The organism is Carboxydothermus ferrireducens DSM 11255 (genome assembly GCF_000427565.1).
In the GTDB taxonomy this organism is placed as follows: domain Bacteria; phylum Bacillota; class Z-2901; order Carboxydothermales; family Carboxydothermaceae; genus Carboxydothermus; species Carboxydothermus hydrogenoformans.
This window is the reverse complement of record NZ_ATYG01000001.1, coordinates 200,680-225,240: the sequence shown is the minus strand read 5'-3', so window position 1 is coordinate 225,240 and position 24,561 is coordinate 200,680. Positions and strand designations below refer to the sequence as shown.

The window sequence follows — 24,561 nt, the reverse complement described above, 5'->3', positions numbered from 1 at the left end:
CCCCCTATTCGTACTTGGCAAGAATTTCTTTTACCTTATCCGGGGTAAGCCGGCCGTAAGTATCATTGTTGACCATAATTACCGGAGCTAACCCGCAGGCTCCAATGCAGGCTACCGATTCCAGGGTAAACCGTAAATCGGGAGTCGTCTCCCCATCACCAATTCCCAGTTCATTCTTTAGGGTCTCAAACACTTTCGCTCCACCGCGTACATGGCAGGCAGTACCCAGACAGGCGCGAATCACATTGCGCCCGCGAGGCTTTAGATGAAACTGAGCATAGAAGGTTGCCACTCCATAAACCTTGCTAAAAGGAATTTTAAGACTACGACTTATTTCTTCCATAACCTCTCTGGGAAGATAGCCATAAATTTCCTGAGCACCCTGTAAAACCGGAATCAGAGCCCCTTTTTGCCCTTGATACTGAGAAAGCAGTTCTTTTAGTTTTTCTTTTTTGGGATCAACTACTTCCTTCCCGCAGGCACAAACCAAAGAAAATACACCCCCTAATTAGATGTTGGAAGTTAGAGATTGGATGTTGGAAAAAACATTAAATAATAAACCATAATAACCTTTTATAACCTTTTGATAAAAACAACTTAGATATTGGAAGTTAGATGTTAGAAGTTGGAGAAAACATTAATAAATAAACCTTTATAAACTTTTTAATAAAGGCGGCAGTTTATAATGCGCTCTTCGGTTATGATATAATCCATTGGGATATCGTGGGGTCCGGTCGGAATTTTGGGTACTATTTGTAGTTCGAAGGCTAAAGCCACCTTTTTTACCGCGGGCCGAAGATTGGGTAAAAATCGGTCGTAAAAACCGGCTCCGTATCCCAGGCGATTTCCTTTTAAGTCAAAAGCTACTCCCGGTACCAGGACCAAATCAATTACTTCCGGCTCCGCAATCGTTCTTGCTTCCTCTTTAGGCTCCAGGATTCCGTAAGTTCCTTCTACCAAATCCCCAAAATCTCTAAAGTAAACCGGTAAAAGCTTTTTTTCCGAAAGTACTGTTACCGGTATTACCACTTTTTTACCATAAGCCCATAAGTCCCTGATAATTTCCAGGGTTTTAACCTCCCCGCGAAAATCCAGGTATACCATTACCGTTTGCGCCTGTTGATAGGGTTGAAAGACTTTTAAAAGCTCTAAAATTTTAGCGCTTTTTGCAGTTATTTCTTCAGGTGATTGAGCAGCTCTTTTGTTTAATATTTCCTTTCTTAAAATTTTTTTATCATCCATCCATGATCTTCCTTATTTTCAGATTTTTCAAAAATAGACTAACTGTTTAAGTATTCTCTTTATTCGTTAATATTCCTGCTACTTTTAATCATTTTTAAAACTAAATTAACAAAAAAACCGGCAAATTTTGCCGGTTACAAACTATAAACCTCGTTACCCGCCAGCACTTTGACTCCATTATCGGTTAAAATTTTAATTGCTTTTTCAAGCTCTTCTACCCGAAAAACCACCAGGGCATTATTAGAAGATTTCTCCACAAAAGCATATAAGTATTCGATATTGATGTTGTAGGGCTCTAAAATTTTTAAAACCCCGGCCAGTCCCCCGGGCTTATCGGGCACTTCCACAGCAATAACATCGGTTAAACTTACCATAAACTGTTCTTCTTTTAACAGCTTATAAGCTTCATTGGGCTTGTTCACAATAAGCCTTAAAATACCAAAATCGGTAGTATCGGCAATGGATAAAGCCCGAATATTGATGTTATTTTCCCCTAAAATCTCGGTCACCCGGGCAAGTCTTCCCGATTTGTTTTCCAAAAAAACCGACAGCTGCTTAACAATCATCTAACTCCCTCCTTTTATTTTAACTCTCTTCTATCCCAAATCCGCTTGGCCTTACCTTCACTGCGCGGAATACTGCGGGGCTCCACTAACCGCACTTTAGCATTAATCCCCAGGACCGTGAAAAGTTCTCCTTCCACTTTCTTTTCCCATTGTTCAAGCTTCTTTATTTCATCGGAAAAGAACTGTTCCGACAGTTCTACCCAAACTTCTAACTGGTCCAAGGCTCCTTTTTTATCCACCACAATCATGTAGTGGGGCTCGGTATAACCCAGAGATAAAAGCACCGTTTCAATTTGGGAAGGAAAGACGTTAACACCGCGAATAATCAACATATCATCGCTTCTGCCGGTTACCCGGTCCATTCTAATTAAGCCATTCCCGCAGGCACACGGTTCCGGATAAAGGGCGGTAATATCCCTGGTGCGGTACCTTAAAAGGGGAATTCCTTCCTTGGTCAGAGTGGTTATTACCAGCTCCCCTTTTTCCCCGTACGGCAATACCTCACCGGTATCCGGGTCAATGATTTCCGGAAGGAAATGGTCTTCATTAATGTGCAAGCCTTTTTGCTCCTGGCACTCCATTGCTACTCCCGGTCCCAGGATTTCACTTAAGCCGTAAACGTCAATGGCTTTTATTTTCAGCTTTTCTTCAATTTTGGCCCTTAATTCTTCACTCCAGGGCTCGGCACCAAAAATCCCCAGTCGCAATTTTAACCTGTCCCGGGAAATGCCCTGCTCTTCCATTTCTTCGGCCAAATGCAAAGCATAAGAGGGGGTACAGGTTAAAACCGTAGCTCCAAAGTCCTCCATTAGCATCAGCTGGCGTTTGCTGTTACCCCCGGAAACCGGCACCACCGTTGCCCCTAATTTTTCAGCGCCGTAATGAAAACCCAGTCCACCGGTAAAAAGCCCGTAGCCATAAGCATTGTGAATGATATCGCGGGAAGTTACCCCGGCATTTCTCATTGACCTTGCCATTAATTCACTCCAGAGGTCAATATCATTTTTGGTATAACCCACCACCGTGGGTTTGCCGGTGGTACCGGAAGAAGCATGAATTCTCACAATTTCTTCCTGGCTTACCGCAAAAAGGCCAAAGGGGTAGTTATCCCGCAGGTCCTGTTTGGTAGTAAAAGGAAGATGCCGAAGATCTTCCAAGGATTTTAGTTTGTCCGGTGTAAAACCAATGGCATCTAATTTCTGCCGGTAAAAAGGCACCCGTTCGTATACCCTTTTAACCAGCTCTTTCAAGCGGTGAAGCTGTATTTCTTTAATTTCTTCCCGATTGCGAAACATTTTCCAGGTTACCCCCCTCGAAATAGATAAAATTTTTTTATGTATTCGACAAAACAAAAATTTTTCCTTTTGGCTTAAAACTTTTTTAGAAAATTTCCGTCTTAATTTTAAAATAATCTTCAATTTCGAGATAACTTCTACCGGTTAAATCCCGGCCCCGGTCGTCAAAAGAAATACCGGGTAAAAGGAGATAATCCGGTTTTCGCACTTTAAGCACCTTTGTTACCGCCCAAAGGTAATCTTCTACCGTTAAAAGACCGGCACAGCCAATATTTCCGCCAAAAAACCGGCTTTTAACCGGTAAAACCAAGTAATTGGCTCCAAGCTTTTGTAACCCCTTCTTGATTAAGGTAGTGGCTAAATAAGAAGTTAAAATAAGGGGGGATTTCGCTAAAGCTTTTTCTACTTTGCTAATTATCCCCAAGAGCCTTTCTTTCTCAATATCCCGGTAAAAAACCGCTCCTGCTTTTTGCCCGGGTTTTAACGAAAAATTAAAAGTCAATAACTCTCCTTGCCGGAAGATTTCTAAAAGCTTCTCGCCGGGGGTATTTAAAAGTTTATGGGCTTCCATCCGGCTAAAAGGGGGTTGGCCATTTATTTTTAAAATAATATCTTTTTTCTTTAAAAAATAGGCCATACCTCCGGGGGTTACCCCTAAAACCTCGGCTCTAAAATCCGTTAGACGCTTTGGTTCAATAATCACCGGTGTTCTTTCCTCCAAAAACTCTGCGAAAAGTTTTTGCGAAAGTTTCTCTAAATCCCGAGGAGCATTAATTAATTGTTTATTTTTTTCCGTAAAACCCGGAAGGAAAACCCTGACCGCCTCTACCCCCAACTGCATTAATTTTTTAATACTCAAAACGTATTCCTCATAACCCACCACGTGAGGCATAAAAACAAAACTTGCGGTAAATGGTATTTTCCCTGACAGATAGTAAAGGTTAGGATAAATATCCGAATAAAAACCGAAAATTAATTTTCTTTTGGCAGGAGTTAGCGCATTTACCGAAATTACCAGCTCAACTTCCCCCAGAGAAGTTAAAAAGTCCACCATCTCCCGGGTTAAAAGAAGGCCATTGGTGGTAATGGAAAGAGGAGTTTTCGGAAATAATTCCCGTATTTTAAGCAATATTTTTTTAAAATCCGGATGGAATAAAGGTTCTCCTTCGTTTATAATTGTAGCCGACTCTCCTAAAACAATTTTTTTCCCGGGATCTAAAAAGGGAAGGAATTCGTTAATTTTTGCGAAAGGTAGGTGGGGGAAGGATACGGTATTAACTTCTAACGGGTTTCCGGTATGACTGCAGAAAAGGCAGCGGACATTACAGCGAGAAGTAATTGGTAGCACGTTTCTTTTTACTGCATCAGCCAAATACTTTTCCATAGATTCCCACCAGGCTTCTTTACAGATTTTTCATTAACGCTATAATAAATTTGTAAAACTAAAAATAAAAAATTACGGGAGCGATTACTTTGGATAGAATTATTCCTGCCGTTACTTCCGTTTTAAGGGGCAATATAATAAAAATGCCGGAAGTAATTAAAGAAGCTTCCGGGATTGATATCCTGGGAAAACATATTCAATCCATCATCTTTACTACCGACCTCGTATTAATACGGAACAACAACGCTGATGCCATCATGGCCGTCTACCCTTTTACGGCCCAGCCGATAATCACCCATGCAATTATTAGTGCTGCCGATCAGCCGGTTTTCATAGGGGTTGGAGGCGGTACCACCCGCGGGCGAAGGGTAGTTAACTTAGCCTTAGATGCAGAATTTCAGGGAGCTTTAGGAGTTGTCTTAAACAGCCCCATCGATAATCATTCCTTAAAAATGGTTCGACAAACGGTGAGTATTCCGATAATCGTTACCGTAATCTCACCGGAAGAAAATATCGAAGGACGTTTAGCAAATGGAGCCGATATTTTAAATGTTTCCGCCGGTCCCAGCACCCCGCAAGTGGTACGGGAAATTAGAAAAAACTATCCCCAGGTTCCCATCATTGCCACCGGTGGCCCAAACAACGACTCAATTTTAAAAACCATTGAAGCCGGAGCTAACGCCATCACCTACACTCCACCGTCAAACGCCGAGCTCATGCGACATCTTATGAACAAATACCGGAGTACTTTGACAAATTTTTAAAAGTTATCAACAGGACAAACCCTTTAATCTCAAGTTATCAACAAAGTTATCCACATTATCCACAGGTAGTTTTCCACAGGATTAATATCTTTCCTCCCCGAGCATCAGCGAAGGGTAGGCGTTTAAATTAAGCGGTGCATACTTCCCCGAAAGATAGCGGTGATAACCGGCGGCAGCAATCATTGCTGCATTATCTGTACAGTACTGAAGGGAAGGAAAATGCACCGGAACATTATAGGTTTTACCAAGATTTAAAAACTCTTCTCTCAACCTTGAGTTAGCCGCAACGCCACCGGCTAAGTAAAGCTTAGCCGGCATGCATTCTTTTAAAGCTTTTTCGGTATTTTCCACCAAAGCTCTGACCAGAGCTTCCTGAAAAGACGCGGCAATGTCTTCAACTTTAGCCTCGGGATTTTTTTCCCGGAAAACTCTTACCGCAGTTTTTAAACCGCTAAAGCTAAAGTTATATCCTTCCTCTTTTAAACGAGCTACCGGAAACTTATAAATGGGTTTTCCCTTTTTACTCAACCGGTCAATAACCGGCCCCGCGGGATAGGGTAAGTTTAATACCCGGCCCACTTTATCAAAACACTCCCCGGCAGCATCGTCAATGGTTTCCCCCAAAAGCTCGTAATCCCCGAAGCCCCGCATGAAAATTAAATCGGTATGTCCCCCCGAAACCACCAGCACCAGTGCCGGAAAAACCGGATTTGCATCTTCAAGAAAATTGGCAAAAATATGCCCTTCCATGTGATTAACTCCAATTAACGGAACGTTTAAGGCATAGCTTAAACTTTTGGCTACCGAAAGGCCAACCAGTAAAGCTCCTACAAGTCCGGGACCGTACGTAACCGCTACCGCATCTATTTTTTCCCTGGGGAAATTCCGAAAGGCTTCATCTAACAGGGGAAAAATCAGTTCTAAATGCCTGCGGGATGCTATTTCGGGTACTACACCACCGTACAGCCGGTGAAGATCAACCTGAGAAGAAAGTAAAGAAATTAACACCTTTCTACCATCTTCCACTAAGGAAACTGCCGTCTCATCGCAGGATGTTTCAATGCCTAAGATAACCTTACCCAATTAATAATCCTCCTTTAACTCCAGGCTCATTACAATGGCATCTTCTTCCGGACGGGAATAATATTTTTTTCTAATTCCTATTGGTTTAAAACCGAACTTCTGGTATAAGTTCTGTGCCGGAAAATTTGAAGCGCGAACTTCTAAAATAATATTTCTCACCTTTCTATTTTTAGCCACATCAAGTAACGCATTCAATAAACTTTTTCCTACCCCGTTTCTGCGGTAAGCCGGATGAACAGCTAAAGTAGTTATATGAGCTTCATCCAATACAATCCAGATACCCCCGTATCCTATTACTTTATCCCCCTCACGAGCTACCAGATAAGTTGCTAACGGATTTTCGGTTATTTCGTACATGAAACTTGCCTTACTCCAGGGATTTGTATAAGACAGTTTTTCAATATCTAACACCTGAGGGAGGTCTTTTAATTCCATAAGTTTTAATTCCAATTTTATTCGCCCCTTGCCTCCCGCATAATTTCCGCCTGGGATTTTCTTAAATAGAGCGGTTTTACCTCTAAGATATTTATTAACTCTAAATCCAGAAAAAATAAATTGCTGGCAATAGGTTCGCTTGCCTTTTTCAGATAGATTAAATTTTCGGGAATCTCTCCTAACTTTTCCACTCCATCGCCGATTAACAGTCCGGTAAAATTGTAAACTTTCTCCTGGGCTTCTTTTAAGGTGATAACTTTAAGCTGCTCCAGTGGTTTGGGCACAAAATCATTGTAAAAATGTCCAAAATATACTTCTTCCCGGTTTACTTCCATTAAAACCATAACTTCCCCCCGGTAAGCTCCGGCATTGGCCGCAATTAAGCGTAAAGTATCGGTAGCATAAACGGGAATACCAAGAGCTTGAGCCAATCCAAGAGTGGTAGCAAGATTAATTCTTAAACTGGTAAAGGAACCAGGTCCCAGAACGGTATAAATGGCGGTTAAATCTTCAGGTTTAGCCAAAACCCTTTTTAACGCAAAATCAATTAAGGGCATTAAACCTGCCGCATGGGGTTCCTTTAACCGGTCGTTTATTTCAAAAATAATCTCATCATTTTTTCGTAAAGCCAGGGAAATACTTCTGGTAGCGGCAACTACGGCTAACTCCATTTTATTAGCGCCTCCATTAATTCGTTAAACTTTTCGCCAAAAGCCTCAACTCTGATTTTCCGCTCTCCCTCTGCGATATTTTCCAGGGTAATTTTTAAATAATCTTTCTTTAACTCCTCTTCTATTTTTTCTCCCCATTCCAAAAGATTAATATCATAATCGGTGAAATATTCATCCATACCCAGAGCCAAAAATTCCTGGGCAGAAATTCGGTACAAATCAAAATGATTAACGTTACCTTTTTCTCCCGGGTAAGTGTGAACAAGGTTAAAAGTTGGGCTTTTTACCCTGGCTTTTATCCCAAGTCCTGCCACAATCCCTGATACCAAAAGGGTCTTACCCGCTCCCAAATTACCGCTTAAAATTATTATGCTTCCCGGAGGAAGATTTTTCCCGATATATTCTCCAAAATTTTTGGTTTTTTCCGGTGTCTTGCTTATAAGCTCAACCATTAAACCCCATTCCTTTTGCAGAGAATTCAAAAACATTATAGCTTTTATATTCTGGTAAATCAACCAAACAACAAAAAAACCGGGAACTAAACCCGGTTTTATTTTTCCAAAAGCGCCTTATAAACTTCCGCAATATTCTTTTTAAATTTTTCCCGGCACTCGGGACAGATGCACCAGCAGGCTTCTTCCACCTTATTTTCATCGGTTAAGATCAAAGTACACATTAAATCCGCTGGTACCTCCCGACCGCAAAGCTCACAGTTCGCGCATTTAATATCTCCCATAACACCACTCCCCCTGTTCCTTCATTTTAAATTGAATTTAGAAAGATTTCTACACAAAAGAATATTTCCAGGGAAATTTTTCTTTGAGGTATTTATTAAGTATCATCTTAAACTCCTCAACATCAAAAGGTTTGGCAACAACCTCAAAAACTTTTTTTCTATCAATCCTTTCCAACACTTCGGGAGCTGTATAAGCAGTCATTACAATAAAATCTGTTTGCGGAAGAAAAGAGTGAATTTCCGCAATGGCTTCATCACCGCTTTTATAGGGCATGCGCATATCCATAATAATTAGACCCGGTCGAATATTTAAAGCTTTTTCCACTGCTTCCTGGCCGTTTTTTGCTTCATGTACCCCAAAGCCCATCTGCTCCAAAATAATTTTTAAAAGCATTCTGATCCCCGGCTGGTCATCGGCAACCAAAACCTGCATGATATCCACGGGTTTCCCCCCCATCCCCATTTATTACCATATACTTTTTTCGTCAAAGATATAAAAAATCCTTTTCCTCTGGTAAAAAACTTGTCGTTTTCTTTCTACCTTATCCGACGATTTTTTCACCCTTAAAAAATACCATCGATATTTTTCCCAGAGCAAAAAGCGGCTTTTCCGTCACGATTAAATTGGCCCACAAATTCGGTTGTATATCGCCAACAAAGGAGTTAATCTGCAAAATTTCGGCAGGGTTTTTGGTAAATAACGGCAAAATCTCCTTCTCCGTCAGTCCGTAATTTTGTAAAAGAAAACCCAGTAAACGCAGGTATTTTAAGGGGATAACTGGATGATCGGTCATTATTGCCGTTTTTACTCCAGCTTTTATTAGGTTTACCGGAGTTTCCCAGCCAAGCTCCCTTAATTCGTATTTTGAACGACCGGTTAAGGTAGGCCCTACCACCACCGGCACCCGGGCTTCTTTAAGCTCCTCAATAATTAAATGACCTTCGGTGCAGTGTTCGATCACTACGTCTACTTCAACTTCCCGGGCTATGCGGATTGCCGTCATTATATCGTCCGCCCGATGGGCATGGGCCCTTAAAGGAATTTCCCTTTTCAGCACCGGAATAAACGCTTCCTTTTTTAAATCAAACTCCACCTTTTCCCCCTTTTCTTTTTTACTTAAATACTCCCGGGCGTAAAGCAGGTTTTCCCGAATCAGCATTGCCGTACCCATCCGGGTGGCGGGTAAACGTTTCTGGCCTGCGTAATTTTTTTTAGGGTTTTCCCCAAAGGCAATCTTCAGCCCGCATGGTCCAAAAGCCATACGGTCAACGGTCTTTCCCCGGGTAGAAAGGGCATAACCGGTCCCCCCCACAGGATTACTGCTACCCGGCAAAACCCCGACGGCTAAAACCCCCTCTTGATACGCTTCACGAAAAGCTACATCAAAAGGGTAAATACCATCAATGGCCCGCGCCTGGGGAGTGACCGGGTCATAATATTCGTTGATATCTTCCCCTACAAAATCGATTCCTTCTTCCATTAACCCTATATGGGTATGCGCATCAATTAAAGCAGGGTAAACATACTGCCCTTTAAGGTCTATTACTTCCCCTCCCTCGATAAAAATTTCTTCACCGATTTTAACAATTTTTCCTTCGTCATCAATTAAAAGGTCGCCTTTAAGCTGTTCACCGGAAGCTAAAACGATAACCCCATTTTTTAAAAGCTTCATTTAGTACCTCCCTCCTCTATAAGCCAGAAAAATAAACCATCATGACTTTCTAAAAGCTCCGGATGCCACTGCACTCCTAAAATTTTCGGTCCACTAATTGCTTCAATAACCCCATCTTCCGCAACCGCTTCAACGCTAAGAAACGTCCCGGCATTTTTTAATGCCTGGTGGTGAAAGCTATTTACCCGCACCCTTGCGGCGCCAAAAATTTCCCTTAAACGTCCCTCGGGGCTTAAAGTTATCAGGTGGGTTGGCTCTTGCGGCGGGGCTTTTTGCTCATGGGCCAAAACTCCTTCTCTTTCCGTAAAAAGGTCCTGATACATACCGGCCCCAAAAGCTACCCCGATTAACTGCATGCCCCGACATATTCCTAAAATCGGTAACGCGTGTTTGTGGGCTTCTTTAATAAGGTTAATTTCAAATAAGTCTTTTTGTCTGCTATAACTTCGAATTTCCGGCCGCGGTTCTTCACCAAACAATTCCGGAGCGATATCCCCACCGCCGGGAATTAAAACTCCCGTTATTACCTTAAATACCCCGGCTAAATCGTGCTCCGGGAGAATAAAAAATGGTTTAGCCCCTGCTTTTAGTATTTTTTGCACGTAACTCTGGCGGATTTTATAAAAACCGTCCTCCGGCCAGACAGGAATTCCTATATACATGGGGCCCCCCTCCTTAAAAAAAAATAAAGCCCCGGAAAAAGGCTAAATTTCCACCAGTCCGAGGCTTATTTCCAGTGCTTGATTGACCTTCCGCATTAATTCTTTATTTAATGAAGAAACCTTTTCTTTAAGACGGCTTTTGTCTATGGTGCGAATCTGTTCCAATAATATTACCGAATCTTTCTCCAACCCGGATTCCTCCGCCGAGATTTCCACATGGGTTGGCAGCTTGGCTTTGTTAATTTGGGAAGTTATTGCGGCAATAATGGTAGTTGGGCTGTACAAATTGCCAATATCATTTTGCAAAATTAACACCGGACGGGTACCGCCCTGTTCCGAACCAACTACGGGGCTTAAATTCGCGTAAAAAATATCTCCCCGTCTGATCTCCATTATTTAACCTCCATATAACCGTCCGCTTCGTAATAAAAACCTTCTAAAGCTAAGTTCAGGTTGATCTTGGCCATTTCCTTATAGCCCTTAATCATCTCTTCCCTTAACATTTTACGTTTTTTTTCATCCAAATATAACTTTAAAGCCTGACGGACAACTTCACTTCGACTGATTTTCTCCAACGCCGCAGTTTTATCAACTTCTTCCAAAAGATTTGAAGGTACAGCCACCACAACTTTTTTTAATGATGCCACTTAACTATTCCTCCTTAAAAACGTGATGCCGCCCTTCCTAATTATACACCAAAAAGCAAAAAAAACAAAGGCTACAGCAGCTTTTCTACAAATTGCCTCGGTTCCTGGGAGGAAAGGGAAGGAAGTTCCAGCTTTTGTCGCTGACGGTCATCAATTTTCGCCAGCCTACCGGTTTTTACAAACATTTCATAACCCGATTTCAAGGAATTAGGATACACATCCCGCCCCATCGCCTGGTGTTTTAACCAGGTAAATACCTTTTCCATGCCAAATCTTTGCGGACAGTATTCCAAACAAGTATGGCATTCAACGCATTCCCATATTTCCGAAGAATTAATAAGTTCTTCAATCTCTCCGTTTAAAAACCGTTTAATTATTCCCTGGGGCGACATCACTCCCGTGCGAGCTGAAGGACAATCGTATTCACAGGCACCGCAGGTTAAGCACCGTTTTAGCACTTCTTCATTAAAGGGAAGGGTCTCGTTAATTATTCCTGCTTTTCGTAAGACGGGGGATGGGTCAATCCGATGTTCTTTTAAATTTAATTCTTCCGCTTCAATCCCTAAAGCTAAAGCTAACAGCTCCATGTAAGTCAAAACCGGTAAATTAAGAATATCTCCCTGCCGGGCATAAAGCGCCTGCTTCTGGTCAAACTGCATAAAACATGCCGGGCAGGTAACCGTTAAAGCATCGGCTCTGAGGTTGGTAAGCTCCTGAATTTTCACCCGAGCCATCCGCCAGCCGTCGTCTAATTTTCCCGCTAAAGTTAAGTTATTGCCACAGCACATTAACTTTGATTGATATTCAATGGTGGTAGCCCCTAATGCTTGTACTAAAGTATCATATTTCTGGGGATTTAACGGGTCTTCAAAGGCAGCTGCAGGCGATGGCCGGTTCTGGTGACAGCCGGGATGCACCCCTATTTTCAGACCGCGTAAAGGTTTTTGCACCCGCTGTTTTATTACCCCCGCCCCGACCTCATCGGCTAAAAACTCAATTAAATGAAATACTTTTAAACTTCCCGTTATTCTTAACCCATATTCCTTAAGCTTTTCATTTACTTCAGCTAAAAGCCCGGGGTTACCTTTTAATTTTACATAAGCGGTTTTCAAGGATGAAGAACACCCGTTACAGGCTACCACTAAAGGATACCCTTCCCTTTCCGCCAATGCCAGGTTGCGAGCAGCAGTTAAAAGCCAGAGCTTCTCATCTTCATTTTTTATTAAGCTTTTTTCCGGACAGCAGCCAAACTCCGGAATGTCATTAATTTCATATCCCAAAGCGTTTAAACCAATCCTAGTGCTTTTTTCCAAAAAAGCCAGGCGACCGGGGATTTGGCACCCCCAAAAGACTGTAATTTTTTTCATAAAAGCCCTCCCGTCCTGCTTTAAATGTGAATAGCTCTATTTAAAGCCGCTTCCGCCGCTTCCATCACCGCTTCCGGTAAGCTCGGATGGGCGTGAATGGTATGGGCAATTTCCTCCAGGGTCAATCCTTTCTGAACCCCCAGCGCTATCTCGCCAATTAAGTCCGTGGCATGAGGCCCAACGATGTGGCCGCCTAAAATCCGGTGGGTATCATAGTCTGCGATAATTTTTACAAAACCTTCCATTTCTTCCATCGCCACCGCTTTTCCGGAAGCCTGAAAGGGAAACTTACCGGTAATAATTTTAAGTCCTTTTTCTTCCGCTTCCTGGCTGGTCAAACCCACCATGGCTATTTCCGGTAAAGTAAAAATACAACCGGGAACTACATCGTAACTCATTGGTTGGGGTTCACCGACTAAGTTTTCCACCACCCGGATCCCCTGGGCCGAAGCCACATGAGCTAACTGCATTTTACTGGTTATATCGCCAATGGCATAGATGTTTTCGACATTTGTTCTTAAATATTCATCCACTAAAACTTCTCCCTTGGGACCCAGAGCTACTCCCACTTCCTCCAGACCAATGTCTTTGGTATTTAATACGCGGCCAATGGAAATTAAGACCATGTCGGTAACAAGTTCCTCGCCGGTTTCTAAAACCACCGTAATTTTTTCACCTTTTTTAACTTCTTTAACCGCTACTTTGGTTTTAACCTGAATTCCCCGTTTCTTAAATAAAGTGGTTAAATAACGGCTTACCTCTTTATCGGTATTTGCCAAGATTGATGGCAAAAGTTCCACAATGGTCACTTTAACACCCATTTCGGAAAAAATCGTGGCAAATTCCGACCCAATTACCCCTCCACCAATGATGACCATTTCCGCGGGAAGTTTTTCCAGGTTTAAAGCTTCATCACTGGTAATAACCCTTTCCCCATCGTAGCCAAGAGCTGAAATTAACGCCGGTTTTGAGCCAGTGGCTAAGATTATATTTTTGGCTTCTACCTTTTCCAGGCCATCAGAAGTTTCGACCGTTATCTCATTTTTACCGGTTAATCTTCCGGTTCCTTTAATCAAGGTAATTTTGTTCTTCTTAAAAAGATAGTGAATTCCTTTAACCAAGCGTTCTACCACCTGGTTTTTCCGTTCGGCAGCTTTTTTAAAATTAAAATTGTAACCGGAAACCTCAATCCCAAAAACCTCAGAATTTTTTATTTGATGAAGCCGTTCAGCTACCGAAACAAGTGCTTTTGTAGGAATACAGCCACGGTTTAAACAGGTACCACCCAGTTCATCTTTTTCCACTACTACTACTGATAACCCCAGTTGAGCAGCTCTAATTGCTGCCACATAACCACCGGGTCCGCCACCTAAGATTGCTACGTCGTACATCTTAAACCCCCCAGCAATGTGTGTATAATGTATTTGCTTTAATATATATTATTATACCACAAATTTACCCAAAAATTTTTATTTTTTTGAATTAAGAAAAAAACGGGTTAAACCCGTTTAATACTTCACTAAATACTCCTTTAATTCCCATTCGTGAACCTGCATGCGGTAAGTATCCCATTCCAGGCGTTTGCCTTCCATATACCGTTCAAAAATATGTTCCCCCAGCGCTTCGCGCATTACTTCATCCTGCTCCAATTCCTTTAAAGCTTCGCCTAAACTGGCGGGTAGATTACCAATCCCCAAGGCTTTTCTCTCTTCCTCATTCATATGATAAATATTCCGATCGCAGGGCGGCGGAGGCATAATCTTATTTTTAATGCCATCCAATCCCGCTTTTAAGCAGACGGCAAACGCCAGGTAAGGATTGGCCGAAGGATCAGGACTTCTAAGCTCAATCCGGGTCGAAGGTCCTCTTTTAGCCGGAATCCGGATTAAAGGACTTCTGTTTCTAAACGACCAGGCAATATAAACCGGAGCTTCAAAACCGGAAACCAGGCGCTTATACGAGTTTACCAGAGGATTGGTTATGGCCGAAATTGCCCGGGCATGCTTTAATAAGCCACCGATAAAATACAAGGCTATATCGCTTAACTGATGGGGGGTACTGGGATCGTAAAAGATATTTTGTCCTTTAGCCGCCAGGGAAATATTTAAATGCATTCCCGAACCGGCAATGCCGTAAACGGGCTTTGGCATAAATGTAGCATGTAACCCGTGTTTTTTGGCAATCTTCCGTACCACTGTCTTGAAGGTAATAACTTTATCGGCGGTTCGCACCGCCGAGTCGTATTTAAAGTCGATCTCGTGCTGACCGGGCGCCACTTCATGGTGGGAAGCTTCCACTTCAAAGCCCATTTGTTCTAAAGCCAGGACCATATCCCGCCGGGCATTTTCTCCGCGGTCTACCGGTGCTAAATCAAAGTAGCCGGCTTCATCATGGGTAACCGTGGTAAGGGTACCGTCTTCTTTGGTTTGAAAGAGGAAAAATTCCGCTTCCGGCCCCACATACATTTCATCAATCCCCATTTGTTTTGCTTCCTGGAGGATTCTCTTTAAATTTCCCCGGGGACAGCCGGAAAAAGGCTTCCCATCATAGGTATAAATATCGCAAATTAATCTCGCTTCCGCATACCGCTGGTCCGCCCAGGGCAAAATCATGAAAGTAGAAGGGTCGGGCTTTAAGTACATATCCGACTCTTCAATGCGAACAAAACCATCAATCGAGGAGCCATCAAACATTAACTCCCCATCCAAAGCTTTCTCTAACTGCTCCGCAGTTATGGCCACATTTTTGGGAATCCCGTAAATATCGGTAAATTGCAGTCGGATAAAACGTATGCCTTTCTCCTGGACTATTTTTAAAATATCATCTTTGGTAGGACTCATTTTGAACCTCCTTACCCCAATTTGCACTTATTATAACATATTTTTGCCAAAATTTTTTATTCACTCCTTATGTATCCAGTATCCATACAACCGCCAAAAAGAGGAACGGTTCTTTTTTTAGGCGTATAAACGTAAATAGAACCGTCCCTGAATTAGGCATTTAGCCCAAGATTTTCATAGCTTCTTCGGCGTCGATATCCATGATGTACTTAATGCCGGTAATTTCTGCTGCTTCCCGGGTTAAGGCAGCCACATCGTCCCGGGTAATAGCGTCTAAGTTAAACTTCCGGGCACCGGTCATGAACTGCTTTAATCCCTGGGCCATCCGTTCAAAATAGGAGTAGACGCCAATTGCCCCTACAGGGAGCTTAGCAAATAAATCGGCCCCTAATTTATTTTTAAGCTCTTCGGCAAAGATAAACACCTGCTCCAGGGATTCGCCGTATTTTTGGTATTCGGTAGGTACTTTTCCGGCTTTAACCCGCTCACCCACGGTTTTACCAACCATAGCTGCAGCTAAAGGTCCCCGTGCCATACCCACTACCTTGACGTGGGGAGCGGAAAGGGCAATACCTTTAAACACCTGGTCTTCCAGGCTAATGCCCCCGGCAATAGCTACCGGAGGAATGTAAGCTCCTTTTTCGGCTAAACGGTCCAAGTATTTGGTAAGTAAAGCCTGAATGTAAACGGTCGGAATACCCCACTCGTTCATCATCCGCCAGGGGCTCATTCCGGTTCCACCGCCGGCACCGTCCACCGTCAATAGATCAAGCCTGGCATCGGACGCAAACTTCACCGCCCGGGCTAAATCCGCCGGTCTGTATGCACCGGTTTTTAAGAAGATATATTTAGCCCCAGCTTTTCTTAATTCCTCTACCCGCTTGTGGAAGCTTTCCTCATCTACCATGCCAATCCGGGAGTGGCGTTCAAATTCTTTAAAAGCTCCTTTTTTGTAAGCTTCCTGGACCGTTGGATCTTCCGGATCGGGCAGAACGATATAGCCCCGGCTTTTAAGCTGCAGTGCCCGCTCGAGGGTATTTAATTTAACCTCACCGCCAATATCTTTGGCACCCTGTCCCCATTTAATCTCTACCGCTTCAACGCCAAGTTTTTCTATAGCATACTCCTGAACCCCTAAACGGGTATCTTCCACGTTTGCCTGAACAGCAACAATTCCGTAGCCTTGATACCACTCGGTAAACGCTTTAACCCTTTTTTCCAGAGCCGGGGAACGTTTTACCCGCCCATTTTCCAGTTCTAAATCCGGATCCATGCCGCAAACGTTTTCCCCAATAACGATGGGTACTCCCGCCAATGCTGCTCCCGCCGCTAAATGCTCCCAGTTATTGGCGGCCACATTGGTGGAACCCATACCCGCAATCACCGCCGGGAAGCGACACTTAATGTCTTTATTAGCTCCAATAGCGGTTTCAATGTTGGCTGCCGGAAAAATCGCTTTATCCGGGTCAGCTTCAATGCCTACAGCCCCTACCGCCGTACCCATGATATTAAAGTGGGAGTAATCAACCGGGTAGTTCTTCTGGGATGCCGAAGTGGTAGTCCCGAAGGGCTGCGGATAAATCACCTCTTTACCGCGGATGGCCGATTTGGCGATTTCGCAGTAGCCTACGCACCCGTCAAGACAGGTAACGCACATCCCGCTGTAGGGACTAAAATCCCCTCCGGTTCGCCTCTTGGTCCTGGTGGCCTCGGTACCGTTCAAGCCAAGGCTAAAAGTCATAGGTAACCCCTCCTTAAAGTTTTATTGAAAATTTTTTTATTAATCTCCATTATCGCCTTCCTCATGAACCCTTGACCAAAAATCGAAATAGCTTTTTTGCTTTATTTTTAAGTACCGCCAGAATAGTTCACCAAAAAATTCCCGTAATTTGGTACTTTCGGAAAAACGGCGTAAAGCCTGCCCAAAATCCGCGGCCAGAACAGGATTTTGAGCATTTATATTAGCTTCTATCACCAGTAAACTTAAAACTAAATAGGGATTGGCTTTAGGACTTACTATCAAAACTATATTGTCCCCATCATAAAAAATAAAGTTTTCCAGTTTTTGCGGATAACCGTAATAATCGTTAATTAAGGGCCGGAAAATTATTTCCGCCTCGGGCAAAAGGGTAACGATTTTTTGATAAAGCTTCTCTGTCTCTTCTTTTTCGCCAAAAAAGGTGTATTTAACCGAAAGCCCGGGCTTTTTATGATGGTACGGGAAAAAGGAAGCGTTAAGCCCGTGGCGCTCGGCAATTGTGCGAACCACAAACTTGGCGGTGGTTAAAATATCGGGAAGCTTGTTCCCTTTAACCGGCTTTAAGCCGAGCACCTGTTCCCCAGGATTCGCCCCATGTCCCGAATATTTAATCCCTATTCCCATTTTCTCCAGAGTTAAAACCACATCCCGGCGTAAATTTTCTCCCAAATCCAGAGGAGATACATCCCAAAGCCCGGCGTGATCGACCGGCGTTTTCTCCTGAGCTTTTTCCTGAAGATAAAAGGAAAATTCTACCGCTACCTCAAGGGGTAAATTAAACCGGGTAAAAAATTTACGCGGGCAAATTATCTTTTGTTCATCATTCGGAAGGAGCAAATTACCATAGATTCTTCCCACCGCCCCTTCCCGCGGCCGCCAGGGTAAAACCGTTAGACTTTCTAAATCCGGTTCAAACAAAACCTTCTCCCCATTATGGATAAAGGTCATTTCCTTTTTTAAGACTTCACCCACATTTTCCGAAGTTACCGCCACATTTTTTAAATTTCCGGCAACATCGACAAACTGCAGCCGTAAAAACTTTATACTATAAGTATTTAACTGTTCGAGAAACTCCATATGTTCCATTGGTCTATACCTCCAAAAATAAAAAAGCCCTACAAAGAAAGGTAAAAACCTTTCCTTGCGGGACTTCATCGCCCCAAACTATGGCTTTTTTAGACCTAAACTCGCAACTTATTTTACAAAATATCTTAATCAATTACAATATTTTCTTAAATTGAATTATGTATACATTTCAATAATCTTTTTGGCTATCTTACCCATGGAAATATTGTGCTTCCGACTTTCCTCCCGAAGATAACGGTAAGCCTCATCTTCCGTTAAATTTTCCCATTGAATCAACAATGCTTTAGCCCGGTCAATTAAACGCCTTTCCTCTAAACGTTTTTCCAGATCTTCTTTCTGGGTAACCAGGTCTAAATAAGTGTTAAAGTTGGTTAAAGCGGTATAAATTGCTCCCATTAAGCTTAACGCCGTTACCGGCTTTACCAATAGGCTTAAAGTAGGGCCTTTTTTAAAATCTTCAAGGTATTCCCACTCAAGTTGCTCCACATACAAAATTACCGGACACAGCCGGCTTTCATAAAATATTTTGGTATAGGGAAGGGTTTTGGTAGTCCCCAGCTTTTCGTCCAAGATTACTAAATCGGGACAAACCCGGGAGGATAAATTTATCAAAGCTCGGATTTCCTCTCCCTCGCCTACTATTAAAATTCCCATGGTTCTTAATATTTCCTTAAACTTTTTTCTCTCAGTATAATCCCTGATCCCCAAAACCACCTTCAAATTTTCCAAAATAAATCCCTCAGCTTTTTTTCAATATCTTATAATAAAAAAAGTAAAAACCGCAAGCAGTTATGCATTGCGGTTAGTAAGTATACAATTTGCCGTAAGGCCGGTGGGAAACCGGTACCAATTTTTTAAAGGGAACTTTTTTTATTTCGTCCAAGGGAACATTGAAAAAATTTGCATAATTCTCCAGTAAGGGATTTAACCTCTTATAATCTTCCTCGGTTAATTCAAATTCGGCCACTTCTTTTCCTAAAATATCTTTTTCCACTTCTCCTCTTAGATAAATGACCCCTCCATGCATTCCGGTACCAAGATAATCTCCGGTTAGCGGCTCTCCCTCTTTTTTATTTAAACCCAGCACCACCAGAATTCCTCCTGCCATGTATTCGCCAAAAAAGGCCCCGGCGGTACCGCCCACAACGATTACCGGCACCTGCTTTTTATATTCCTTCATGTGAATACCCACCCGGTAACCCACCGAGTCCCGGATGTAAAGCTCTCCCCCTCGCATGCCGTAACCCAAGACGTCCCCCGCATGGCCGTGAACCACAACACGCCCATCGTTCATCGTATTGGCAATACCGTCCTGACCGTTACCGTAAACTATAATTTCCGGTCCATCCATAAACGCCCCCAGGTCATTCCCCGGAGTACCATATACTTCTATTTTAACCTTACCTTTTAATCCCGTTCCGAGATACCGCTGGCCGTTTATCCCCTGAAGAGTAAATTCAGTTACTCCCTCGGCCACTTTTTCCCTTAAAAGATTGTTTAAATCCCGGTAATACATGCCTTTTGCGTTTATTTCCATAGCAATCACCCTACCTTCCGGCATGTTTTACGCCTAAAATAGCCAGTTCAGTATCGGTAAGCCCTATACCTCTTAACCTCTCCCGGCTGCCCCTCAAGCTTTCAATAGCATTTAATCCAAGAGCTCCTAAAATTTCTTTTAACTCCAAGGACCAGCTTTTTACGAGATTAATTAACTGCTGAGCAGCCCAGTCGGGGTCAAGCCGCTGGGTCAACTCCGGCCGCTGGGTGGCAATCCCCCAGGAACAATTACCGGTGTGACACATCTGGCAAACATGGCAACCCATAGCTATTAAAGCCGCGGTACCAATTGCCACCGCATCGGCTCCGAGAGCAATGGCCTTTGCTACATCCCCCGAATGCCTGATGCCGCCGGCTGCCACTATGGACACGCTGTTTCTAATACCTTCGGCCCGCAGGCGGTCATCCACCGCCGCAATGGCCAGTTCAATCGGAATGCCGATATGATCCCGGATTACAGTTGGTGCTGCCCCGGTACCGCCCCGGAAACCGTCTATATAAATAATATCGGCTCCGGCCCGGGCAATACCGCTGGCAATAGCCGCCACGTTATGCACGGCTGCAATTTTCACCGAAACCGGTTTTTCGTAATGGGTAGCTTCTTTTAAGGCATAGATAAGCTGAGCTAAATCTTCAATGGAATAAATATCATGATGGGGAGCGGGGCTTAAGGCATCGGTACCTTCGGGTATCATCCGGGTTTCCGAAACTTCCCGGTTTACCTTTTCCCCGGGAAGGTGTCCGCCAATACCCGGTTTTGCTCCCTGGCCTATTTTAATTTCAACTACCGCCGAATGGTCGAGATACTCCTGATTTACCCCAAAACGGCCGGATGCCACCTGCACGATTATCCAGTCTTTATAAGGATACAGCTCTTTATGAAGACCACCTTCACCGGTATTCATTAAAATCCCGCACTCTTTGGCCGCCCGGGCCAACGCTTTGTGCGCATTCAGACTAATCGAACCGTAGGACATGGGAGAAAAGATAATCGGAGTATCGAGCTTTATTTGCGGCGCAATTTGGGTATCAAGTTTTACCTTACCGTTTTCCACCTTAACCTTTACCGCATCCGGCTTTTTGCCAAGGTAAGTGGTAAGTTCCATCGGTTCCCTTAAAGGGTCAATGGACGGGTTCGTTACCTGGCAGGCATCGATTAACAAATGGTCAAAGTAATTTTTATAAGGCCGGTCATTCCCCATACCGGTTAAAAGCATACCGCTGGAAGAAGCTTGCTTCATAATATTAATCCGTTCTTCCATCGTCCAGTAGCTATTGGGCCGAAAAACATTGGGGTTTTCAATGATCGTTATCGCCTCTTCCGGACAAAAAGCCACACACCGCTGGCAGGAAACGCACTTTTTATGATCGGGAATAACCCTGTCCGCAAAACTATATACGCCAAAACCGCAGTTTATAACACATCTTTTGCATTTCCGGCATCTTTCATAATCAATTACTACTTTAAACCGGGGTGGTATTAAGTTCGCCATTTTATTCACCCTCCTTTAGCCGGACGATTACCGGCTCACCGCCTTTAGACACATGAACTTCGTCTAAAGCCGGTTCAATTTCATAAATGGCACTTTCTTCGGAAGCCATATAATAAAAGTCACCCCGTCGTCCCCAGACCATGGGCCGAAGCTTAATCCGGTCGTTTAAGCCCATCATCACTTTGCTGTTGGCTACGATGATGCTAAAGGGTCCGTTTAAAAGGGCAGAACCGTACACCTGCCGTAGGGCCGTATAAAGTTTCCGATCTTCTTCCTCCATCTTCTCTATATCTTTCCAAAAGGGAGCAGCCAACACTTTAGCCACAATTTCTAAAGGTAAATCGTGCCGGCGGTGCAATAAATCCACTGCATAAGCTACCACTTCGGTGTCGGTCATTAAGGTACATTTATAGCCAAACATCTCAAGATACCGCTTATTTATACCATAAGAAGAAATTTCGCCATTATGCACCACCGACCAGTCTAACAGGGTAAAAGGATGGGCTCCACCCCACCAGCCCGGGGTATTGGTGGGAAAACGCCCATGAGCCGTCCACAAATAACCTTCATACTCTTCCAAACGGAAAAATCGCCCAATGTCTTCGGGATAGCCGACTCCTTTAAAAGCACCCATGTTTTTCCCGGAAGAGGCCACATAACTATCGGGAATGTTGTCGTTAATGTACATAACCTTTTCCACCACATAATCCCGTTCATCCATCGGTTCGTGGTTTTTGTAAAGGCGCTCTTCCGGTACCTTTAGAAAATACCGCCACAAAAGTGGAGGATCGGTAATGGTCGCAACCGGACGGGTTGGGATTGGTTCCCCGCGCTCAATGATAAAATGTTTATTTAAAAATTCCTCGGTTAAAGTTCTACCCCTCTCCGACTGATACATTAAATGAAAGGCATAATGGTCGGCAAATTCCGGATAAATGCCGTAAGCGGCAAAACCTCCTCCTAAACCATTACTCCGGTCATGCATCAGGGAAATCGAAGCAATAATTTTTTCTCCCGAAATTCGTTTACCCGTAACACTCATGATACCGCTTATGGCACATCCGGAAGGGATCCGTTCAAAAGTCCGGTCCATTTTCCATTTCCTCCCATCTATAAATTAAAAAACCTTCCCCCCTCTATAGGCACAAGAATACCTACAGAGAGATAGGAAGGCGCCAATGCCCTGCATTTCCGACACGCCGTTGTGCCGGTAAGTTGTAGTAAAATTATAATGAATATTTAATTTTATGACAAGGTTAATTCAAAAAATATCTTGTATACATTAACTTAATCAGCGGCCACCACAATTTGGTTTCTACCCAGTTCTTTGGCCCGGTAAAGGGCTTTATCCACCCGCGCTAAAACTTCCTCAAAACTTTCTCCTTCCCGGCAACTTCCGATACCTATACTGGCCGAAACTTTGAAGGTAACCGTTTTGGTATCTTTCATAACCGTAAACTGTTCCTTTCTAATTAATTCCATTATGCGGTTGGCTATTTCCCGGGTGAGTTCAATAGGGGTATTGGGAAGGTAAATTAAAATCTCATCCCCACCCATCCTGATTACCTGGTCCTGGCTTCTTAAATTTTCCCTAATTTTTTGGGTAAGCTTAATTAAAACCAGATCGCCAGCATTATGGCCGTAAGTATCGTTAATTTCTTTAAACTTATCAAGGTCGATGAAAATAAGGGAATAATTGCAATCCCTGTTTTCCAAAATCGCATCTTCCAAAAATCTCCGGTTAAACGCTTGCGTTAGCGGATCTCGCAGCGAAATTTCCGCCAGGTAATTTTTTAAAAGATAAAGCTTTACCAGAGGTCCGCTCATTAGGATCAAGTTGTTTAAAAATTCCCGTGATTCCTCGGTAAGTTTGTCCTTATCAGCCGCAATAATAATAAACCCCAGTTTCTCGCTTCCCAGGGTAATGGGGTAACAGTAAGTACCGTCTTGATATTCCCCGTTATCCGAGCAAAACGCCGGGTGCCCGGTTGCCACCTGCCCTTCTGTATAAAGGGGAAAATATTCGTCGCTTTTCAAATTTTTTAGGAATATTTTTATTCCCTTCACTTCTACCAGTAATTTAATATGAAAAACCAGCTTCTTGACCAAATCTCCGTCATTGGCCGCTTCGCCTAAATTATAAACTCCTTCGGCCAGCCGGTACCATTGATTGGCTATTTTTTCTTTGGTAGTTTTTAAGTCGTAAATTCGCTTAAAAAGCTTTTTATACTCCGGATATTTTTCCTGATACTCCGTAAAGTTTAAATCCTTCCCCTCAATCCAGTCGATAAGTACCTCCATTAACTCGTTTAAGGGCTTTTCCAATTGGCGACCGATGATTACATAAATCCCCAGTACCACCAGTAAACCCAGAAGAATAATATAAATCAGTAACCCCTGCCAAAAACTTATTCTATAAGGCCTGACCAATAAATCGGCAGGTAAAAATACCCCTAACGTTAGTAAACTCGAATTGCGGTTTTCCAGCGGTAGATAGGAAACGTAAAATCTTTTACCGTCAATTATCCGAATTTCCGTCAACATGTTCTCCTTTTGCAGTTTCTTAATCTGCTCTCCGAGAAGCGGTTCAAATCTGACATCTCCAAAATGCCATAAAGGCTTATTTTTCCAGTACAGGATTAAACCCGGCAATAATTTTTGTTTTTGCAATCCCTGGGTAAATAACTCCGTAAAGAGGACCTGGTTTTCCTCCAAACTGTATCCGACAACTATTACTCCCAGAGGTTTTCCTTTTTCATTTAAAACCTGCTCAGCCCTGAGATACGTTATATGCTTTTTTCCCAAAAGGTCGGCGATTTCATAAAATCCAGAAACACTGCCCATCATTGCAGGCTTGTATACCAAATATTTAAAATACGCCGGATCAAGCTTTAGCCCCTGACTGTAAATAACATTGCCCTGGTCATCGATAACCTCGATAAAACCTTTCCGGGCCGCCATGGTTTTAATAATTTTGTTTTCAATTTCCCGGTAATACTCATTCGAGGGTAGACCTTTTAAAAGACCCTCCGCCAAATCATAACTCCACCAGATATCTTCAAAAGCTATATTAGCCAAGTTATTCATTCGTTCCCTAAATAAATTGGCCAGCTCCCGGGACGCACTAAGCCCCAGTTCTTCAGCCACTTTTATTTCACGATAGTGGGTAAAACCAAAACTGATAATTCCCACAATTACCGGTGTCAATGTTAGAAAGAAAATTAAACGGTATTTAATCGTTTTCGGCATTTTTCTCACCGGATAAAAAAATAGCTATAATTTAACTATATAATATACTAAA

26 protein-coding genes are annotated in these 24,561 nt (G+C 43.1%); 1 reads left to right on the top strand and 25 read right to left on the bottom strand.

The window, feature by feature from the left end:
• Nucleotides 1-4 precede the first annotated feature (4 nt).
• From nuoE to CARFE_RS0101190, 5 genes are all read right to left on the bottom strand, one after another.
• A complete protein-coding gene (nuoE, locus tag CARFE_RS0101210) occupies nucleotides 5-490 on the bottom strand; it encodes an NADH-quinone oxidoreductase subunit NuoE (protein ID WP_011343661.1) in 486 nt (161 codons plus the stop codon).
• Nucleotides 491-663: 173 nt separating this feature from the next.
• Nucleotides 664-1,242, bottom strand: a complete 579-nt coding sequence (locus CARFE_RS0101205; RefSeq protein WP_028051448.1) for a 5-formyltetrahydrofolate cyclo-ligase — start codon at nucleotides 1,240-1,242, stop codon at nucleotides 664-666.
• 134 nt (nucleotides 1,243-1,376) lie between these two features.
• A complete protein-coding gene (locus CARFE_RS0101200) occupies nucleotides 1,377-1,808 on the bottom strand; it encodes an ACT domain-containing protein (protein ID WP_011343659.1) in 432 nt (143 codons plus the stop codon).
• Nucleotides 1,809-1,822: 14 nt separating this feature from the next.
• On the bottom strand, nucleotides 1,823-3,103 hold the full coding sequence (locus CARFE_RS0101195) for a phenylacetate--CoA ligase family protein (protein ID WP_028051447.1): 1,281 nt from the start codon (nucleotides 3,101-3,103) through the stop codon (nucleotides 1,823-1,825).
• An 85-nt stretch (nucleotides 3,104-3,188) separates the two neighbouring features.
• Nucleotides 3,189-4,487: a radical SAM protein gene (locus CARFE_RS0101190; protein WP_028051446.1), complete on the bottom strand. Its 1,299-nt coding sequence runs from the start codon at nucleotides 4,485-4,487 to the stop codon at nucleotides 3,189-3,191.
• A gap of 143 nt (nucleotides 4,488-4,630) precedes the next feature.
• On the opposite strand from CARFE_RS0101190, the gene CARFE_RS0101185 reads away from it, so the two are divergent.
• Entirely contained in the window at nucleotides 4,631-5,251 is a 621-nt protein-coding gene (locus CARFE_RS0101185) for a beta/alpha barrel domain-containing protein (RefSeq protein WP_210432918.1), read from the top strand.
• 81 nt (nucleotides 5,252-5,332) lie between these two features.
• On the opposite strand, the gene tsaD is transcribed toward CARFE_RS0101185, so the two are convergent.
• The 20 genes from tsaD to CARFE_RS15410 form a co-directional block, all read right to left on the bottom strand.
• Nucleotides 5,333-6,334 carry a tRNA (adenosine(37)-N6)-threonylcarbamoyltransferase complex transferase subunit TsaD gene (tsaD, locus tag CARFE_RS0101180; protein WP_028051444.1) on the bottom strand — a complete coding sequence of 334 codons (1,002 nt, stop codon included), beginning with the start codon at nucleotides 6,332-6,334 and terminating at the stop codon, nucleotides 5,333-5,335.
• Complete coding sequence (gene rimI, locus CARFE_RS0101175; protein ID WP_245570738.1) at nucleotides 6,335-6,784, bottom strand: ribosomal protein S18-alanine N-acetyltransferase; 450 nt, start codon at nucleotides 6,782-6,784, stop codon at nucleotides 6,335-6,337.
• Between the two features lie 2 nt (nucleotides 6,785-6,786).
• Nucleotides 6,787-7,440, bottom strand: a complete 654-nt coding sequence (tsaB, locus tag CARFE_RS0101170) for a tRNA (adenosine(37)-N6)-threonylcarbamoyltransferase complex dimerization subunit type 1 TsaB (protein ID WP_028051442.1) — start codon at nucleotides 7,438-7,440, stop codon at nucleotides 6,787-6,789.
• A complete protein-coding gene (tsaE, locus tag CARFE_RS0101165; RefSeq protein ID WP_028051441.1) occupies nucleotides 7,431-7,892 on the bottom strand; it encodes a tRNA (adenosine(37)-N6)-threonylcarbamoyltransferase complex ATPase subunit type 1 TsaE in 462 nt (153 codons plus the stop codon). Before tsaE ends, tsaB begins: the two co-directional genes overlap by 10 nt.
• Before the next feature lie 98 nt (nucleotides 7,893-7,990).
• Nucleotides 7,991-8,176 (bottom strand): hypothetical protein, encoded by a 186-nt coding sequence (locus tag CARFE_RS0101160; protein WP_011343650.1) that lies wholly within the window; start codon nucleotides 8,174-8,176, stop codon nucleotides 7,991-7,993.
• Nucleotides 8,177-8,225: 49 nt separating this feature from the next.
• Nucleotides 8,226-8,609 (bottom strand): response regulator, encoded by a 384-nt coding sequence (locus CARFE_RS13830; RefSeq protein ID WP_011343649.1) that lies wholly within the window; start codon nucleotides 8,607-8,609, stop codon nucleotides 8,226-8,228.
• A 109-nt stretch (nucleotides 8,610-8,718) separates the two neighbouring features.
• A complete protein-coding gene (locus CARFE_RS0101150; protein ID WP_028051440.1) occupies nucleotides 8,719-9,849 on the bottom strand; it encodes an amidohydrolase in 1,131 nt (376 codons plus the stop codon).
• A complete protein-coding gene (locus tag CARFE_RS0101145; protein WP_028051439.1) occupies nucleotides 9,846-10,511 on the bottom strand; it encodes a gamma-glutamyl-gamma-aminobutyrate hydrolase family protein in 666 nt (221 codons plus the stop codon). Before CARFE_RS0101145 ends, CARFE_RS0101150 begins: the two co-directional genes overlap by 4 nt.
• 42 nt (nucleotides 10,512-10,553) lie before the next feature.
• Nucleotides 10,554-10,904, bottom strand: a complete 351-nt coding sequence (locus CARFE_RS0101140; RefSeq protein WP_011343646.1) for a type II toxin-antitoxin system PemK/MazF family toxin — start codon at nucleotides 10,902-10,904, stop codon at nucleotides 10,554-10,556.
• Nucleotides 10,904-11,158: a CopG family ribbon-helix-helix protein gene (locus CARFE_RS0101135; protein ID WP_011343645.1), complete on the bottom strand. Its 255-nt coding sequence runs from the start codon at nucleotides 11,156-11,158 to the stop codon at nucleotides 10,904-10,906. Before CARFE_RS0101135 ends, CARFE_RS0101140 begins: the two co-directional genes overlap by 1 nt.
• 71 nt (nucleotides 11,159-11,229) lie before the next feature.
• Complete coding sequence (locus CARFE_RS13825; RefSeq protein ID WP_051250082.1) at nucleotides 11,230-12,525, bottom strand: heterodisulfide reductase-related iron-sulfur binding cluster; 1,296 nt, start codon at nucleotides 12,523-12,525, stop codon at nucleotides 11,230-11,232.
• A gap of 20 nt (nucleotides 12,526-12,545) precedes the next feature.
• Nucleotides 12,546-13,916 carry a dihydrolipoyl dehydrogenase gene (gene lpdA, locus CARFE_RS0101125; RefSeq protein ID WP_028051438.1) on the bottom strand — a complete coding sequence of 457 codons (1,371 nt, stop codon included), beginning with the start codon at nucleotides 13,914-13,916 and terminating at the stop codon, nucleotides 12,546-12,548.
• Between the two features lie 117 nt (nucleotides 13,917-14,033).
• Complete coding sequence (gene glnA, locus CARFE_RS0101120; protein WP_028051437.1) at nucleotides 14,034-15,365, bottom strand: type I glutamate--ammonia ligase; 1,332 nt, start codon at nucleotides 15,363-15,365, stop codon at nucleotides 14,034-14,036.
• A gap of 160 nt (nucleotides 15,366-15,525) precedes the next feature.
• Entirely contained in the window at nucleotides 15,526-17,106 is a 1,581-nt protein-coding gene (locus CARFE_RS0101115) for an FMN-binding glutamate synthase family protein (RefSeq protein WP_028051436.1), read from the bottom strand.
• A 39-nt stretch (nucleotides 17,107-17,145) separates the two neighbouring features.
• A complete protein-coding gene (locus CARFE_RS0101110; RefSeq protein ID WP_028051435.1) occupies nucleotides 17,146-18,210 on the bottom strand; it encodes a type I glutamate--ammonia ligase in 1,065 nt (354 codons plus the stop codon).
• Nucleotides 18,211-18,366: 156 nt separating this feature from the next.
• Entirely contained in the window at nucleotides 18,367-18,939 is a 573-nt protein-coding gene (locus CARFE_RS0101105) for an ANTAR domain-containing response regulator (protein WP_028051434.1), read from the bottom strand.
• Nucleotides 18,940-19,012: 73 nt separating this feature from the next.
• Complete coding sequence (locus CARFE_RS0101100) at nucleotides 19,013-19,747, bottom strand: GltB/FmdC/FwdC-like GXGXG domain-containing protein (protein ID WP_034541399.1); 735 nt, start codon at nucleotides 19,745-19,747, stop codon at nucleotides 19,013-19,015.
• 10 nt (nucleotides 19,748-19,757) lie between these two features.
• Nucleotides 19,758-21,260 carry a glutamate synthase-related protein gene (locus CARFE_RS0101095; protein WP_028051432.1) on the bottom strand — a complete coding sequence of 501 codons (1,503 nt, stop codon included), beginning with the start codon at nucleotides 21,258-21,260 and terminating at the stop codon, nucleotides 19,758-19,760.
• A gap of 1 nt (nucleotide 21,261) precedes the next feature.
• Nucleotides 21,262-22,353 (bottom strand): class II glutamine amidotransferase, encoded by a 1,092-nt coding sequence (locus CARFE_RS0101090; protein WP_011343636.1) that lies wholly within the window; start codon nucleotides 22,351-22,353, stop codon nucleotides 21,262-21,264.
• Between the two features lie 194 nt (nucleotides 22,354-22,547).
• Nucleotides 22,548-24,509 (bottom strand): sensor domain-containing diguanylate cyclase, encoded by a 1,962-nt coding sequence (locus tag CARFE_RS15410; protein WP_051250080.1) that lies wholly within the window; start codon nucleotides 24,507-24,509, stop codon nucleotides 22,548-22,550.
• Between the last annotated feature and the right edge of the window lie 52 nt (nucleotides 24,510-24,561).

Excerpts from the sequence above, each read along its gene's own strand:
- CARFE_RS0101190 (WP_028051446.1), bottom strand. The coding sequence starts at position 4,487 with ATGGAAAAGTATTTGGCTGATGCAGTAAAAAGAAACGTGCTACCAATT.
- tsaB (WP_028051442.1), bottom strand. The coding sequence starts at position 7,440 with ATGGAGTTAGCCGTAGTTGCCGCTACCAGAAGTATTTCCCTGGCTTTA.
- CARFE_RS0101110 (WP_028051435.1), bottom strand. The coding sequence starts at position 18,210 with ATGGAACATATGGAGTTTCTCGAACAGTTAAATACTTATAGTATAAAG.
- CARFE_RS0101185 (WP_210432918.1), top strand. The coding sequence starts at position 4,631 with ATGCCGGAAGTAATTAAAGAAGCTTCCGGGATTGATATCCTGGGAAAA.
- tsaE (WP_028051441.1), bottom strand. The coding sequence starts at position 7,892 with ATGGTTGAGCTTATAAGCAAGACACCGGAAAAAACCAAAAATTTTGGA.
- CARFE_RS0101150 (WP_028051440.1), bottom strand. The coding sequence starts at position 9,849 with ATGAAGCTTTTAAAAAATGGGGTTATCGTTTTAGCTTCCGGTGAACAG.
- lpdA (WP_028051438.1), bottom strand. The coding sequence starts at position 13,916 with ATGTACGACGTAGCAATCTTAGGTGGCGGACCCGGTGGTTATGTGGCA.
- CARFE_RS0101195 (WP_028051447.1), bottom strand. The coding sequence starts at position 3,103 with ATGTTTCGCAATCGGGAAGAAATTAAAGAAATACAGCTTCACCGCTTG.
- CARFE_RS0101100 (WP_034541399.1), bottom strand. The coding sequence starts at position 19,747 with ATGGAAATAAACGCAAAAGGCATGTATTACCGGGATTTAAACAATCTT.
- CARFE_RS0101115 (WP_028051436.1), bottom strand. The coding sequence starts at position 17,106 with ATGACTTTTAGCCTTGGCTTGAACGGTACCGAGGCCACCAGGACCAAG.
- glnA (WP_028051437.1), bottom strand. The coding sequence starts at position 15,365 with ATGAGTCCTACCAAAGATGATATTTTAAAAATAGTCCAGGAGAAAGGC.
- CARFE_RS0101160 (WP_011343650.1), bottom strand. The coding sequence starts at position 8,176 with ATGGGAGATATTAAATGCGCGAACTGTGAGCTTTGCGGTCGGGAGGTA.
- CARFE_RS0101145 (WP_028051439.1), bottom strand. The coding sequence starts at position 10,511 with ATGTATATAGGAATTCCTGTCTGGCCGGAGGACGGTTTTTATAAAATC.
- CARFE_RS13830 (WP_011343649.1), bottom strand. The coding sequence starts at position 8,609 with ATGCAGGTTTTGGTTGCCGATGACCAGCCGGGGATCAGAATGCTTTTA.
- CARFE_RS13825 (WP_051250082.1), bottom strand. The coding sequence starts at position 12,525 with ATGAAAAAAATTACAGTCTTTTGGGGGTGCCAAATCCCCGGTCGCCTG.
- CARFE_RS0101140 (WP_011343646.1), bottom strand. The coding sequence starts at position 10,904 with ATGGAGATCAGACGGGGAGATATTTTTTACGCGAATTTAAGCCCCGTA.
- CARFE_RS0101200 (WP_011343659.1), bottom strand. The coding sequence starts at position 1,808 with ATGATTGTTAAGCAGCTGTCGGTTTTTTTGGAAAACAAATCGGGAAGA.
- CARFE_RS0101205 (WP_028051448.1), bottom strand. The coding sequence starts at position 1,242 with ATGGATGATAAAAAAATTTTAAGAAAGGAAATATTAAACAAAAGAGCT.
- CARFE_RS0101090 (WP_011343636.1), bottom strand. The coding sequence starts at position 22,353 with ATGGACCGGACTTTTGAACGGATCCCTTCCGGATGTGCCATAAGCGGT.
- CARFE_RS0101095 (WP_028051432.1), bottom strand. The coding sequence starts at position 21,260 with ATGGCGAACTTAATACCACCCCGGTTTAAAGTAGTAATTGATTATGAA.
- CARFE_RS15410 (WP_051250080.1), bottom strand. The coding sequence starts at position 24,509 with ATGCCGAAAACGATTAAATACCGTTTAATTTTCTTTCTAACATTGACA.